Source organism: Sorangium sp. So ce295, from assembly GCF_051527405.1.
Taxonomy (GTDB): Bacteria; Myxococcota_A; Polyangia; order Polyangiales; family Polyangiaceae; genus Sorangium; species Sorangium cellulosum_B.
The window spans coordinates 3,883,015-3,897,594 of record NZ_CP150324.1 but is presented as its reverse complement, the minus strand read 5'-3'; the positions used below and the strand labels follow the sequence as shown (position 1 = coordinate 3,897,594).

General features: G+C 73.3%; 11 protein-coding genes. 5 read left to right on the top strand and 6 right to left on the bottom strand.

What is annotated here, in order from left to right:
* Positions 1-70 precede the first annotated feature (70 nt).
* Both WMF11_RS14930 and WMF11_RS14925 read right to left on the bottom strand, forming a co-directional pair.
* The gene (locus WMF11_RS14930; RefSeq protein ID WP_437977921.1) at positions 71-1,195 is read right to left on the bottom strand and encodes a Kazal-type serine protease inhibitor domain-containing protein; all 1,125 of its coding nucleotides are present in this window, start codon (positions 1,193-1,195) and stop codon (positions 71-73) included.
* 141 nt (positions 1,196-1,336) lie between these two features.
* Complete coding sequence (locus tag WMF11_RS14925; RefSeq protein WP_437977920.1) at positions 1,337-1,978, bottom strand: hypothetical protein; 642 nt, start codon at positions 1,976-1,978, stop codon at positions 1,337-1,339.
* Between the two features lie 212 nt (positions 1,979-2,190).
* Between WMF11_RS14925 and WMF11_RS14920 the strand changes: the two genes are divergently transcribed.
* From WMF11_RS14920 to WMF11_RS14910, 3 genes are all read left to right on the top strand, one after another.
* Positions 2,191-7,308, top strand: a complete 5,118-nt coding sequence (locus WMF11_RS14920; protein ID WP_437977919.1) for a sigma 54-interacting transcriptional regulator — start codon at positions 2,191-2,193, stop codon at positions 7,306-7,308.
* 370 nt (positions 7,309-7,678) lie between these two features.
* Positions 7,679-8,122, top strand: coding sequence for a BON domain-containing protein (locus WMF11_RS14915; RefSeq protein ID WP_437909042.1), 444 nt, complete (start codon positions 7,679-7,681; stop codon positions 8,120-8,122).
* A gap of 34 nt (positions 8,123-8,156) precedes the next feature.
* Positions 8,157-8,702 carry a DUF3341 domain-containing protein gene (locus tag WMF11_RS14910; RefSeq protein WP_437977918.1) on the top strand — a complete coding sequence of 182 codons (546 nt, stop codon included), beginning with the start codon at positions 8,157-8,159 and terminating at the stop codon, positions 8,700-8,702.
* Positions 8,703-8,769: 67 nt separating this feature from the next.
* On the opposite strand, the gene WMF11_RS14905 is transcribed toward WMF11_RS14910, so the two are convergent.
* Together WMF11_RS14905 and WMF11_RS14900 are read right to left on the bottom strand one after the other, a co-directional pair.
* Positions 8,770-9,369, bottom strand: coding sequence for a cysteine hydrolase family protein (locus WMF11_RS14905; RefSeq protein ID WP_437909041.1), 600 nt, complete (start codon positions 9,367-9,369; stop codon positions 8,770-8,772).
* Between the two features lie 208 nt (positions 9,370-9,577).
* Positions 9,578-10,177: a cysteine hydrolase family protein gene (locus WMF11_RS14900; protein WP_437909041.1), complete on the bottom strand. Its 600-nt coding sequence runs from the start codon at positions 10,175-10,177 to the stop codon at positions 9,578-9,580.
* A gap of 268 nt (positions 10,178-10,445) precedes the next feature.
* Here WMF11_RS14900 and WMF11_RS14895 point away from each other — a divergent pair, with 268 nt between their 5' ends.
* Together WMF11_RS14895 and WMF11_RS14890 are read left to right on the top strand one after the other, a co-directional pair.
* A complete protein-coding gene (locus WMF11_RS14895) occupies positions 10,446-11,408 on the top strand; it encodes a Ku protein (RefSeq protein WP_437977917.1) in 963 nt (320 codons plus the stop codon).
* Positions 11,409-11,479: 71 nt separating this feature from the next.
* Positions 11,480-12,682 (top strand): putative sensor domain DACNV-containing protein, encoded by a 1,203-nt coding sequence (locus tag WMF11_RS14890; RefSeq protein ID WP_437977916.1) that lies wholly within the window; start codon positions 11,480-11,482, stop codon positions 12,680-12,682.
* A 33-nt stretch (positions 12,683-12,715) separates the two neighbouring features.
* Here the strand turns inward: WMF11_RS14890 and cheB are convergent, their stop codons facing one another.
* Together cheB and WMF11_RS14880 are read right to left on the bottom strand one after the other, a co-directional pair.
* Entirely contained in the window at positions 12,716-13,750 is a 1,035-nt protein-coding gene (cheB, locus tag WMF11_RS14885) for a chemotaxis-specific protein-glutamate methyltransferase CheB (protein WP_437977915.1), read from the bottom strand.
* A complete protein-coding gene (locus WMF11_RS14880; protein WP_437977914.1) occupies positions 13,747-14,577 on the bottom strand; it encodes a CheR family methyltransferase in 831 nt (276 codons plus the stop codon). Before WMF11_RS14880 ends, cheB begins: the two co-directional genes overlap by 4 nt.
* Positions 14,578-14,580 lie beyond the last annotated feature (3 nt).

Here is a 14,580-nt window from a genome sequence, read left to right as displayed (position 1 = left end):
CGCCGCGCCGCGCGTCGCGCGAGGGGGGTGTCACGCGACGCGCGGCGCGGACGGCGCCCTCGGTGTCCCCTTACAACCGGCGCTCAGCGCACTCGCCGCGCGACACGACCGAAACGCCCGCCGCGTGCGCGAAGCACTCGTTGCCGTACGTGGTGTCGTCGCAGCCGCAGACCGGGTCGTACTGCTCCGTGCACGCTTCCGGGATGGTCTCGCAGGTGCCCGTCTGATCGGCCGCGCCGCACATGGCCTCGATGCTGTAGTTGCAGAACTCGCCCTTGCCACAGGCGAAGCCCGCGATGCCGCCGCAGAACGTCCCCGGAGCAGGCGCGCACTCGCCCTTCGACGCGACCGACACGCCCGCCGAGGCGGCGGCGCAGGCGTTGCCGTACGTCTGGCCGTCGCAGCCGCAGACCGGGTTGTACTCGAACGTGCACGCCTCCGGGATGGGCGTGCAGACCCCCGGCCCGTCCCACGCGCCGCACTCGACCTCGGGCGGGAAGTTGCAGAACTCGCCCTTCTCGCACGTCCAGCCGCCGCGGGTGCCGCACGCCTTGCCTTCCGAAGGCGGCGGCGCGCACTCGCCCTTCGACGCGACCGACACGCCCGCCGCGTTCGCCATGCAGGCGTTGCCGTACGTGTTCCCGTCACAGCCGCAGACGGGGGCGTACTCCTTCGTGCACCCGCCCGGCGTGGGCAGGCAGGTGCCCGTCATGTCGCCCGCGCCGCACTGGGCGTCCGGCGCGAAGTCGCAGAACTCACCGTCCTTGCAGGAGAGGCCGAGGAGGCCGCCGCAGACGTCCCCCGGAGGAGGCGCGCACTCGCCGACCGACGACACCGACGTGCCCGCCGCGTTCGCCATGCACTCGTTGCCGTACGTGTTGCCGTCACAGCCGCAGACCGGCCTGTACTCCTTCGTGCACGCCTTGGGGATGGCCTGGCAGGTGCCCGTCTGATCGGCCGCGCCGCACATGGCGTCGAGCTCGTAGTCGCAGAAGAGGCCCTTCTTGCAGGAGAGGCCGAGGAGGCCGCCGCAGGCCTTGCCCTGCCCGCCGCCGCCCCTCACCTCCGCCGAGTCGGTGGCGGTGCTGTCGTCGGCGATCTCCACCTGACAGCCCACGGCGAGCGGGAGCATCGACAGCGCGAGCCAGAGGAAGGATCCGATACGGCTGCTCTTGATACGATTCTGGACGTTCATGGGTTCCTCCAAAAGAGCCCCGCCGTCACCGGCGAGGCAATAGACATCCACGAGCCCCTCCCCTCCAGAGGAAGGGCGCCTCGCGCCGCCCGCAGTACGTCGAGCGCGGCGCGTGAGTTCGATGTTCGTCTCCCCGACCGCTCAGTCGGGCAGCGTCAGTGTCAGGACGCGGCGCCCGGGCTCGGGCGCCGTGACCTCGAGGAAGAGCACGTCCTCGCGCTCGACCCCTTCGCCGTCCGCGCGCACCGTGACGGCGGCGGACTCACCCGCCGTCACCACGAACGCCTCCGCCGGGCTGACCCCGAACGGCCCCGCGCCGCGGCGCAAGCGCGGCGCGCCGATGGACACCTCCTCGGCGCACGTATTGCGGACGACGACGTCGCTCCCGCCGGCCTCGAGCACGACCCACGCGGCGGGCTCGATCGTGAGGCAAGGCAGGTGCGCCAGCATCGTCTGCGTCGCTTCGATGGGCTCCCCCGCGAGCAGCAGGTCCACCGGCTCCGACCGGCGCTCGCCCTGCTTCACCTGGATCCGCAGGACCTGATCCGTCGACGCGTCCACCGTGGCCAGGAAGCTGCCGTCGCGGTTGATCTCCGCGATGACGGGCGCGTCCGCGCTGTCGAGGTTCGTCACCACGACCACGCCCTCCGCCGGCTCGACCGCCCCAGGCTCGCCCTTGAGGAAGACCTGTTGCCGCAAGACCTGGGGGTCGCCCGACGACACGCCGACGAGCCCTGTGTCCAGGATCGGCTCGTGGACCGGCGGGCTCGGCTGCGGGCTCACGACACAGCCGCCAACGAGCGCTCCGAGGAGCGTCGCGACGCGCGCGCCCCGCCGTCCTCGGTGTCCGTATGTCGTCCGCATCGCCATGCCAGCCATTAGAGCAAACCTGGTGCCGAATGAAAAAGGACGGAAATCATCGTGAAATGCGAGGCACAAGTGTCTCATTGAGTGTCTCACTGTCTCAGATGGCACATCCGTGAGACACTGCGCGGGTGAGCCAAGCCGAAGGGACCCTGCTCGCCCGCCGCTACCGCCTGATCCGCCCCCTGGGGCGGGGGGGCCTGGCCACGGCGTGGCTCGCGCGGGACGAGGCGCTCGGGCGGGACCTGTGCCTCAAGCTGCTCGGCCACGCGCGCACGGCGGAGCGGGCGGCGTTCCGCGGCGAGTTCAGGATGCTGGCGGGGCTCTTCCATCCGCACCTGGTCCGGGTCCTCGACTTCGGCATGGTCCGGGAGACCGGCGAGCCGCGCTTCTACTTCACGTCGGAGGCGGTGCTGGGCGCGCCGCTCGACGAGTACGTGACAGGCCGGCGCTTCGAGGAGGCGCGGGCCGCGATCGTGGACGTGCTCGACGCGCTGCGGTTCCTCCACCGCGCGCGCATCCGCCACGGCGACGTGAAGCCGGCCAACATCCTCGTCTCGGCCTCGGGGCGCGCGGTCCTGATCGACCTGTCCTGCGCGGCGCGGCTCGGGGGGAGGCCCGACGAGGGCGTCTCCGGCACCCGGGGCTACCTCGCGCCCGAGGTGATCCGCGGCGAGCCGGCCGACGGGCGCGCGGACCTGTTCTCGCTCGGCCGCACGCTCGAGGCGATCGCGCCGCTGCTCGCGGAGCCGCTGCCGGAGGCGATCGGCGCGCTCGTCGAGCGCCTCGTGCGGTCCGAGCCGCGCGACCGCCCGGCCGACGCGGGCGAGGTGCTCGACTGGGTGGGCGCCGCGCCGCGCGCCTTGGCCCCGCCGCCGCCGGAGCCGCCCCACCTCGTCGGGCGCGACGCGGAGATGCGCGCGGTCGACGAGGCGCTCGCCGCGCTCGAGCGAGGCGAGCGCGGCCCGCGCGTCTGCGTGATCGCCGGGGAGCCGGGCTGCGGGAAGAGCCGCCTCCTGCGCGAGGCGACGTGGAGCGCCGAGCTCCGGATGGAGGCCGTGGAGGGCTTCGCCAGGGCCAGCGCGCCGGTGGCCTCGATGCTGCGCCGCGCGACCGGCGAGGAGGCGCTCCCCGCCGGCGCGCTGGGCGCCCTGCGCGCGCACGAGCGCCTGACGCGGGCGCGGGGAGGCCACGCCGGGGCGGGGGCCGGGCCGCTGGTGCTCGTGCTCGACGACGCCGACGAGGTGAGCGGGGCGGACCGGGAGATGCTCGAGGCGCTCGCCCGCCTGCTCGGCCCCGAGGATCCGGTCCTGCTCCTCGCCGCCGAGCGCGTCCCGCACGGCGGCGGCCGGGCGCCGCTCGCCGCGGTGGCCGCCGAGGCGGGGCGGAGCGCGCGCGAGGTCGCGCTGCCGCCGCTCGGGCGCGAGGCGGTGCAGCGCTGGATGGACGACATCGGCCTGGGCGACGCGACGGAGGTCGTGCTGCGCGCGAGCGCGGGGTGGCCCGCCGATCTCGTGGTGATCGCGGGGCGGCTCGCCGAGAGCGGGGACGTGGCCGGGCTCGACGCGACGACGCCCGGGGCGAGCGCGCGCTACGCGCTGCGGCTGCGAGGCCTCGGGCGGCCGCTGCGGGACGCGGTGGCGACGCTGGCCGTGCAGGGGGGCGCGGTCGCCGACGAGGAGCTGCCGCCGCTCGGGCTGCCGGTCGCGCACCTGGCCGAGCTCGCCGCCCGCGGCGTCGCCGCGCGCACCGCAGGGGGGTGGACGCTGACGCGCGCCGGGCCGCTCGCCGCCCTCCTCTGCGCCCTCGGCGGCGAGGTGGTCCGCGCGGCGCACGCGCGGGCGGCAGCCGCCCTCCCGGCGCACGCCGAGCAGCGGGTGCTGCACCTCGCGCTGTCGGGCGACGCGGCGGCCGCCGAGCGCCTGTTCCTCGAGCGCAGCGCGGAGCGCGAGGCGGATCCGAGGCCGTGGGGCGCGACCGCGGAGGCGCTGCTCGAGGTGGCGACGTCGGCGGAGGCGCGGCTCGAGATCGCGTCCACCCTCCAGCGCGTCGGCCGCGCGGCGCGGGCGCGCGAGGTGCTGGAGCACCTGCTCGCGAGCGACGAGGCCGCAGGGCTCGGCGCGCGGCGCGCGCAGGCGCTCGTCCGGCTCGGCGCGTGCCTGCTGGAGCTGGGCGACCCCACGGCGGCGCTCGCGCGGCTCGACGAGGCCGAGCGGAGCGAGCAGGCCGGCGGGGAGGGCTCGGCGTCGTCATCATCATCATCCACGCCGCGCGAGCGCGCGGGGCTCGCCGATCTGGCGAGCCGGGCGCTCTTGCGGCTCGGATCCCACGCGGAGGCGCGGGCCCGCGCCGAGCCGGCGCTCGCGTGGTGCGACGAGCCGGAGGTGCTGGCGAGCCTCCACGAGGACGTCGGCGTCGCGGCGAGCTACCTCGGGGAGCGCCGGCTGGCGGGGCTGCACCTCGGGCTCGCCGCCGGGCTGCACCGCGATCGGCGGGCGCCGAGGGCGCTGGTGCGGGCGCTGTCGTACCAGGCGATCGACGCCTTCCGGGCCGGGGAGGTCGAGGCGGCGCTCGTCGGGTACCGGCAGGCGCTGGCGACGGCGGAGGAGCACGGGCTCGGCGACCTGGTGGCGCGCTGCAGCCTCAACGTGGGTACGGCGTGCCACCAGTCGGGCGAGCTCGGGGAAGCGCTCGCCGCCTACGAGCGCGGGGCGCGGCTCGCCTCCGCCCTGGGCCAGGCGGACCTGGTCCTCGTCCTCGATTTCGATCTGGCGAAGCTCTGGGCGGACGTGGGGGCGTTCGAGCGGGCCGCCCGCGTGGCCTCGCGGGTGGAGGCGGAGGCCGCGCGGCGGGGCGCGCCGTTCTTCGCGGCGGCGGCGGCCTCGGTCCTCGGGGACTGCGCGCTCGCGGCCGGCGACGCGGAGGAGGCGGCGCGCTGCTTCGAGCGGTCGCGGCGCGGCTTCGAGGCACAAGGGGCGCAGCGGGAGGTGGTGGAGGAGGAGTTGGAGCTCTGCCGGGCCCACCTCGCGCGGGGCGCGGTAGGCGACGCGCGGGCCGCGCTGGGCCGGGCGCGGGAGCACGACGCCGCCCGGGAGGCGCCCGACCTCGGGGCGCGCGCGGCGCTGCTGGAGGGGCGGCTCGCGCTGCTCGACGGCGAGGGCGACGGCAACCTGGGTCAGGGTGGTTCCGACCAGGGCGGTTTCAACCTCGGTCAACCCAACCTGGGTCAGGGCACCCCCAACCTCGGTCAACCCAACCTGGGTCAGGGCACCCCCAACCTCGGTCAACCCAACCTGGGTCAGGGCACCCCCAACCTCGGTCAGCCCAACGTCGGTCAGGACCTCAGTCAGGACCTCACCGCCGCCCGGGAGCGCCTCGAGCGCGCCCTGGGCCTCGCCGAGCGCGCGGCGCAGCCCGACCTCGCCGCGGACGTCCGCCTGGCGCTGGCCGAAGCGCACGAGCTCGCAGGCGAGCCGGAGGCCGCCGCGGCGCACCGGGAGCGCGCGGCCGCCGCCTGGACCGCCATGGCACGCTCGCTGCCGGAGACGCTGCAGCACGCCTTCTGGACCCACCCCCGGCGCCGCGCGGCGCAGCCGGCGCGCGCGCCCGCGGCGGCCGAGGCCGCGGCGCCGCCGACGGCCGAGCGCACGGCCAAGCTCGAGCGGCTCCTCGCGGTGTTCCGCAGGCTCAACTCCTCCGTCGAGATCGCCGACATCCTCGCGATGGCCATGGACGCCGCGATCGACCTCACGGCCGCGGAGCGCGGGTTCCTGCTGATCGAGCAGCCGGGCGGCGAGCTGCGCGTCGCGGTCGCGCGCAACGTCGACCGGGAGAAGGTCGGCAGGAGCCACCTCAAGTTCAGCTACGGCATCGCCGAGCGCGCGATCGCGACGCAGGAGCCCGTTGTCACCGTGGACGCCCAGGAGGACCCGCGCTTCCACGAGCACGCGTCGGTGCACGCGATGCGGCTCAGGTCCGTGATCGCCGTGCCGATCCGCTCGCCGGACGGCGTGCTCGGCGCGCTCTACCTCGACAACCGCTTCCGGCGCGCGCGGTTCGCGCCGGAGGACGTCGACCTGCTCCTCGCCTTCGCCGACCAGGTCGCGCTCGCGCTGCGCAACGCGCGGCTCGTCGACGACCTGCGCCGCCGCACCGTGGAGCTCGAGGCCGAGCGCCGCCGCGTCGAGGAGCTCCTGCGCGGCCAGGCGGCCGAGATCGACCGGCTGCAGGAGCAGGTGCTCGTCCGCCAGCAGGCCCTGGAGCACCGCTACGATTACGGCGCCATCGTGGGGCGCGGCCCCGCGCTCCGCGCGGTGTTCGCGACGCTCGACCGCGTGGTCGAGGCGCCGGTCAGCGTGCTCGTGACGGGCGAGAGCGGCACCGGCAAGGAGCTCGTCGCGCGCGCCATCCACTTCGCCGGCCCGCGGAAGAGCGGCCCGTTCATGGGGATCAACTGCGCCGCGCTCCCCGCCGCGCTGCTCGAGTCGGAGCTCTTCGGCCACGTCCGCGGCGCGTTCACGGGGGCCGACCGGGACCGGACCGGCCTCGTTGTCGCGGCGCGCGGCGGCACGCTCTTCCTCGACGAGCTGGGCGAGATGCCGCTCGAGGTGCAGGCGAAGCTGCTGCGGGTGCTCCAGGAGCGGGAGGTGCGCCCGGTGGGCAGCGCCGAGGCCGTGCGCGTGGACTTCCGCCTCGTCTGCGCGACGAACCGCGATCTCCTGGCCGAGGCCGCGCGCGGGCGCTTCCGGGAGGACCTCTACTACCGCGTCGCGGTGGTGCAGATCCGGCTGCCCGCGCTGCGCGATCGCCTGGAGGACCTGCCCGAGCTCGCGCTCCACTTCGTGCGCCGCGCCGCCGAGCAGCTGGGCCGCCCGGCGCCGCAGCTGTCCCACGAGGCGCTGCGGCGGCTCGGCCAGCACGGCTGGCCCGGCAACGTGCGCGAGCTGGAGAACGTGATCACCAAGGCGGTCGTGCTGTGCGACGGCCGCAGGATCGGCCCCGACGACGTGGACCTGCCCCGCGCGCAGGAAGGCGGCGGCCGCGGCGCGCCGCGACCGCCGCGCGACGAGCGCGCCGCGCTGCTCGCCGCGCTCGAGCGGACCGGCTGGAACGCGCTCCAGGCCGCGCGCGAGGCGGGCATGTCGAGGGCGACGTTCTACCGGAAGCTGCGGCGGCTCGGAATCGAACGGCCGATCGAACCGCCCGTCGCGCGCACGACCGAACGGCCGAAAGGCGCCAGCGACGACTGAGCCCTTCCTCCAGCGCCCCGAGCGCGAGCGCGGGCCCGATCGGACGCTGGCGACTGGCGCTCTGGACGGCGTCCGTCACAGGCGTACACACGCACCGTCCTCCGCCCGATAGCGCTAGTTCTGCCCTTCTGACATCGCCGGCACGGGGCAGTTCGCCCCACTTGGGGCAGTCCGGCCTCTCTTCAGCCATGAGCTTGCCAGCCGCGCGGCGCCGCGCAGCGACGCGATTGAAAAGTCACCCACGACACGGCGTGGAGAGAGCCATCTCATCCATCGGCGTGACGTGGCTCATGCTCCACCCTGGCCACGAACACGCACCGACAGGCGCTCTCCGCCGGGGATGGCCCGGGCCTTGCGAGGGGTGCCGGGCATGAACACAGCAAAATTCGTCCTGCTGCTGCCTCTCTCGATCGCCGCTGCGGCCGGCTGCGATCGAGCGGAAGGCACGACTCGCTCGGACGGCAATCCCGCAGTTCCAGGCGAGATCGCCCAGCGGGCGAACAACCCCACGCCGACGGCCGCCGACAACACAGGCAAGAACGATCGCGATCGCGATCCCGCCGCGCTGACCCCCGGGGACCAGGGCGAGAACGAGGCCGATCGCACGATCACCCAGAAGATCCGGCAGGCGGTGATCGCGAACGACGCGCTCTCGATGAGCGCGAAGAACGTCAAGATCATCACGACGGGGCAGGTGGTGACGCTGCGCGGCCCGGTGAAGAGCGACAAGGAGAAGGCCGACATCGCCGCCATCGCCCTCGGGATCCCGGGTGTGCAGAGGGTCGATAACCAGCTCGAAGTCGACGTTGACTGAACCGGTACGAACGGTCCGAAAGGAAGACGACACCATGGCAACGAAGAAAGCGGTCCTTGGCCTCGTGAGCTCGCTCGCTCAGGCAGACATCATCGTCGGCGATCTCCAGCGCGCCGGCTTCATGACCGGCGACATCTCGGCGCTCTTCCCCGACAAGCACGGTACGCGGGACTTCGCGCACGAGAAGCACACGAAGGCGCCCGAGGGCGCGACGGCGGGCGCCAGCGCGGGCGGCGCGGTCGGCGGGACCCTCGGGCTGCTCGCCGGCATCGGCGCCCTCGCCATCCCGGGGCTCGGGCCGTTCATCGCGGCCGGCCCCATCATGGCCGCGCTGAGCGGCGCCGCCGCAGGCGCCGCGCTCGGCGGCGTGACCGGCGCCCTGATCGGGCTCGGCATCCCCGAGGTCGAGGCCAAGCAGTACGAGGGCAAGATCAAGGGCGGCAACATCCTCATCTCCGTCCACGTCGAGGACAGCAACGAGCGCGCGCTCGCCAAGCAGATCCTCGAGCGCGGCGGCGCGACCGACGTCGCGGTCCTCACCGAAGAGGGGATCTCGTCGAAGCAGAGAGCCGTCGCCTGAGCGTGACGCGCTGTCATCCAACCTGATCTCGGGCAGCTGCCCGCCTGACGCCGCGCATCGGCCGGTGTCAGGCGGGCAGCCGCTCGAGGTCGAGCTCGTCCGACGGCGTGATGTCGGCCTTGAGGAAGCGCTGCATCTGCCGGAGCGCGTGGCCGTTGTCCTCTTCCGTCTCGGAGGCCACGCAGTCCGATGGGACGAGCAGCCGGTAATCGCGCATGTAGGCGTCGTTCGCCGTGAACAGGACGCAGATGTTCCCCGCCATGCCGGTGAGGAGGAGCGTCTGCGCGCCGAGCGACTCGAGCAGGATCTCCAGCGTGGTGCCGTAGAAGCCGGAGTGCTTGGGCTTGAGCACGAAATAATCGTCCTCTCCGGGCCGCAGCAGCGCCGCGATCTCGCGGCCGCGCACGCCCTCTTCCAGGCAGTGCTCGATCTGACGGTGGAAGTTGGATTGCCAGCGGCCGAAGTTGTCGTTCACGTAGACCGCCGGGATGCCGGCGTCGCGACACCGCTGCTTCAGCGCCCGGATGCGGTGCGCCATCGGGAGCGCGTGGGCGAGCAGCCGATCACCTCCCTGGAAGTCCAGATCGTTGATCACGTCGATGAGGAGCAGCGCTGTCCGGCTCTCGTCCGGCGCGGCGCCGTGAAGATCGTGGGAACGCCGAGGCATGTCGTGCGCCGGTTATAACCTGCCGGCGAGGGCGCGTGGGGCAGCGATCACCGCAAGCAGATCCTCGAGCGCGGCGGCGCGACCGACGTCGCGGTCCTCACCGAAGAGGGGATCTCGTCGAAGCAGAGAGCCGTCGCCTGAGCGTGACGCGCTGTCATCCAACCTGATCTCGGGCAGCTGCCCGCCTGACGCCGCGCATCGGCCGGTGTCAGGCGGGCAGCCGCTCGAGGTCGAGCTCGTCCGACGGCGTGATGTCGGCCTTGAGGAAGCGCTGCATCTGCCGGAGCGCGTGGCCGTTGTCCTCTTCCGTCTCGGAGGCCACGCAGTCCGATGGGACGAGCAGCCGGTAATCGCGCATGTAGGCGTCGTTCGCCGTGAACAGGACGCAGATGTTCCCCGCCATGCCGGTGAGGAGGAGCGTCTGCGCGCCGAGCGACTCGAGCAGGATCTCCAGCGTGGTGCCGTAGAAGCCGGAGTGCTTGGGCTTGAGCACGAAATAATCGTCCTCTCCGGGCCGCAGCAGCGCCGCGATCTCGCGGCCGCGCACGCCCTCTTCCAGGCAGTGCTCGATCTGACGGTGGAAGTTGGATTGCCAGCGGCCGAAGTTGTCGTTCACGTAGACCGCCGGGATGCCGGCGTCGCGACACCGCTGCTTCAGCGCCCGGATGCGGTGCGCCATCGGGAGCGCGTGGGCGAGCAGCCGATCACCTCCCTGGAAGTCCAGATCGTTGATCACGTCGATGAGGAGCAGCGCTGTCCGGCTCTCGTCCGGCGCGGCGCCGTGAAGATCGTGGGAACGCCGAGGCATGTCGTGCGCCGGTTATAACCTGCCGGCGAGGGCGCGTGGGGCAGCGATCACCGCCGATCACCGCCGCGCCCGGTCCGCCGTGGCGAAACGCGACCTCGGCCGTGGCAGCGCGCGGCAGGAGGCGCCGGTTCCGCGATGCCCCCAGGCGGCCAGGACGGGCGCGCGGCGCAGGATCAGCGAGGACGCGTCGTCGGCCGCCGGCTTGCATTGCTCGCCATGACGGACCTGGCGCGGCCCTCGGGTCGCCTTCCGGGTCGAAGGAGCGCACATGCCTCGCAGCATCTGGAAAGGGAGTATCAGCTTCGGGCTCGTGCAGATCCCGGTGGCCCTCTACCCCGCCGAGGAGCCCGACGAGCTCCACTTCACGCAGCTCGACAGGCGCACCATGGGGCCGATCCGCTACGAGCGCGTGAACCGGGAGACGGGCGAGCCGGTGAGCTGGGACGATATCGTCCGCGGCTATCCCTACGAGAAGGGCGAGTATGTCGTCCTGTCCGACGAGGACCTGCGCCGCGCGAACGTGGAGGCGACGCAGACCGTGGACATCCTCGACTTCGTCGACGCCTCGGAGATCGACCCGATCTACTACGACAAACCGTATTTCCTCGCCCCCGCGTCCCAGAACGGCAAGAAGCGCTCGCCGGTGACGGCGTATGTCCTGCTGCGCGAGGCGCTGCGGAAGACGGGCAAGGTCGGTATCGCGAAGGTCGTGATCCGGACGCGCGAGCACATCGCCGCGGTGAGGCCTCACGGCAGAGGGCTCGTGCTGAACCTGCTCCGGTTCGCGCACGAGCTCCGCTCCGATGAGGAGCTCGACCTGCCCGAGATGGACGCCCAGGGAAAGGGGCTCGGGAAGCGGGAGCTGGAGATGGCGGAGCGGCTGGTGGCCGAGATGGCCACCGCGTGGGAGCCGGAGAAATACAAGGACGAGTACCGCGACGACGTGATGAAGCTCATCGAGAAGAAGGTGAAATCCGGCCGCACGACGGCGCCCGCGGAGCCTGTCGAGGAAGAGCGCCACCGCCGCGCCACCGGCACGGTGGACCTCATCGCGCTTCTCAAGAAGAGCCTCGGACAGAAGGGCGAGAAGGCCGCGAACGACGAAGCGAACAGCGGCGCGAACGACGGCGCGAAGGACGGGAGAAGAGCGCCGGAAGAAGGCGGCAAATCCAGGGTGCGAAAGGCGGAGGCCCCGAAGCGGAAGGGCCGCGGCTCGCGTCGGGCCGCGTAGCCCGCACGGAGAAGCGGCCTGCCTGCCGCCCGCCGGTCTCACCGGGGGCGCAGAGGAGGTAGAGCGAGCTCATGCGCCCCAAGTATCCGGCGGACGTCACGGCGGCTTTTCTCGAGCTGCAGGGGCAGCCCCCGCTCGCGGCGCAGAAGCTGGCTCCGGGCGCCCGCGTCGCCGCCGACGAGGCGCCGCCCTCCTTCGCCGCGATCCTGACGCAGCTGATCGAGACGCTGTTCTTCGCGTCCATGGCGACGGAGGAGGGGCGGCTCAACCCGATCGGCGTCGTGTTCGCCGAGCGCCTCGCCGAGTTCGAGTCCGGAGAGCCCGCGTGGGATCTCGTGCGGTTCGGGTCTCCGGTGGCGTTCGACGCGGAGCACCTGGCCAACCTGGGCCCGGCGAGCGCGTGGCCGCGCGCCTTCCTGGCCGTGGTGCCGCTCGATGGGTCGCTCGCCGTCGCCGGCATCGCGGTGCCGCACGGCCGGCCGTCGTTCGCGCTCGATCAGCTCGTGCGCGTCGTCGCCTCGAAGCCCGGCGTCGTGGCCGTGTACCGCGGCGAATGGGAGGTCGTCCGTTACGAGCGCGGCGCCGTGCGGACGTGGATGCCCAAGAACCGGCCGCTGCTCGACTCCATCGAGCGGACCGTCGCGCGGGACCAGGCGAGCGCGCTCGCCCGCAACGTGCGCGGCTATCTGCTGCGCATCGTCGAGGGAATGGTCGAGCTCGGTCGCGGCGGGCTCCTCGTCGTCCTGGGGCCCGGCGAGGGCCTGCCGCAGCTCTTCGGGGAAGAGGGCAATCAGCTCGACACCGAGGTCAAGCGGCTGGCCCCTGCCCTGTGCCTCGGCTCGGCCATCCTCGACCTCGCCGGCGCGCACGAGACCCACCTGCCGGACGGGCCATGCCAGCCGTCCGGGGGGAGGCCAGCGCCGCGGGACTCGGAAGACGCGCTGCAGAGATCCGAGCGCGTCAGCCGGCTGCTCGAGCTCATCGTGCGGCTCACGACCGTCGACGGCGCGGTCGTGATGAGCCACGCCCTCGACGTGCTCGCGTTCGGCGCGAAGCTCCCGCCTCCGAGGGCGATCATCTCCGAGGTCTTCGCCGCCACCCCCGACCAGCGGATGGACGCGAGCTTGAGCCTCGACGCGCGCGGCACCCGCCACCGCGCGGCCGCGGCGTTCGTCGCAGGGTACCCGGAGAGGATCGCCTTCATCGTCTCCCAGGACGGCAACGCGGCGACGTTCCAGGAGATCGAGGGGAAGGTCGTCTACTGGCCGCTTTGACCAGGCGCGGCGCGCGAGGCGCGACCTGCGAACTCAAAGATGCCGCAGGATGGCCGCAGGCATCTGATCGAGCGGCGCCGCGGCCGCGGCGAGCCCGGCCTCCAGCACGCGGCGGGGCATGCCGTAAACGATGCAGGACGACTCGGCCTCCGCGAGGACCCTCCCGCCCGCCGCGCGGATCGCCCGGGAGCCCTCCAGGCCGTCGTCCCCCATGCCCGTCAGCACGACCCCGAGGACGCCGGGCCCGAACTCGACCGCGGCGCTCGCGAAGAGCCGATCCACGGACGGGCAATAGAGAGACGCGCCGGCCGTCGCCGGGAAGCAGACGGTGGCGCGCCCCAGGTTGCGCCGGACCTCGATGTGCGTCCCCCCGCGCGCGAGGACCACGAGCCCGGGCCGGAGCGGGAGATCGTCCGACGCCTCGACGATCGAGAGCGCGCTCCCGTCGTCGAGGCGGCGCGCCAGCGATTCCGTGTAGCCAGCGGGGATGTGCAGCGCGACGACGATGGGGGCCGGGAACCCGGCGGGCATCGCCGCGAGGAGCCGCGTCAGCGCCAGCGGGCCGCCGGTCGACGCGCCGATCACGACGACCTGGGTGCGCGAGAGCGCCGGGATCGCGCCAGGCGCGGGCGGCGGCGCGGGCGGCGGCTCCACGCGGTGGACCTTCGCCTCGGCGGCGGCGAGCACCTTGCGGACCAGCTCGTCCGCGAGGCCGAAGAGGCGATCGGTCGCGAGCGCCGTCGGCTTCTCGATGAGATCGGTCGCGCCTTGCTGGAGCGCCCTGACGCCGAGATCGCTGTCCGCGTCGGCGCTGCTGACGACGATCACCCGCGGCGCGCCCTCGCGCGGCAACGACGCGAGCACGCCGAGGCCGTCGAGGTTCGGCATCACGAGATCCAGCGTGACGACATCCGGCTTGTAGCGCGCGATCTTCTCCAGCGCGTCGAGGCCGTCCATGGCCGTGTCGACGACCTCGATCGAGGAGCTCGCGCCGAGGACCTGCCGCAGCACCTTGCGCACGAAGGCCGAGTCGTCGACCACGAGCACGCGGACCGCGGGGCGCCTCATGGCTCCGCGTTCCGGTACAGGAACACGCCGCCCCGCTCCTCGCAGGCGAGCGCGGTGCCGAGCCTGAAGAGCGACTCGGAGACCCCGACCAGGAGGATCCCGCCCGGGGAGAGCGCCCCCGAGAGGTTCTTGACCACCCACCGCGCCGTGTTGTCGTGGAAGTAGATGAGCACGTTGCGGCAGATCACGACGTCGAGCCGCCCCAGCGCCGCGATCTGGGACGCGTCGAGCAGGTTGATCCGCCGCCAGTCGATCGCCCGCCTCAGCTCGGCGCTCACGACGACGCGATCGGGCGTCACCTGCAGCCACCGCTCGGCGAACGGAGGCGGCGGGGCGTTGCTCCGGAGCGAGCGCGGCCCGAGCACGCCGGCCTGGGCCCGCGAGAGCGCCCGCGCGCTGACGTCGCTCGCGATGAGCTCGACCTTGTCGAGCAGGCCCCGCTCGGCCAGGAGCATCGCGAGCGTGAGCGGCTCCTCGCCGCTCGAGCAGGCCGCCGACCAGATCCGCGGCCGGCCGCCCGCCGCCACCCGCGGCGCGACGAACTCCGAGACCGCGAGCTCGAGCTGCGCGAGCTCGCGGAAGAAGTACGTCTCGCCCACGACCAGCCCGTCGATCAGCGCGTCCATCTCGGCCGCGCCCCCCGGGTCGTAGCGGAGGAAGTAGTAGTAATCGAGCAGCGAGTCGAAGCCGGCGTCGAGGGCGCGCGCCGACAGCTTGTCGCCGAGCAGCTCGCGATCGGTCGCGTCGTAGTGGAAGCCGATCTTCTCGGCGACGAGCGCGCTGAAGATCGCGAAGACCTGCGGAGAGATGGGGAGGCGGCTCGTCATGCC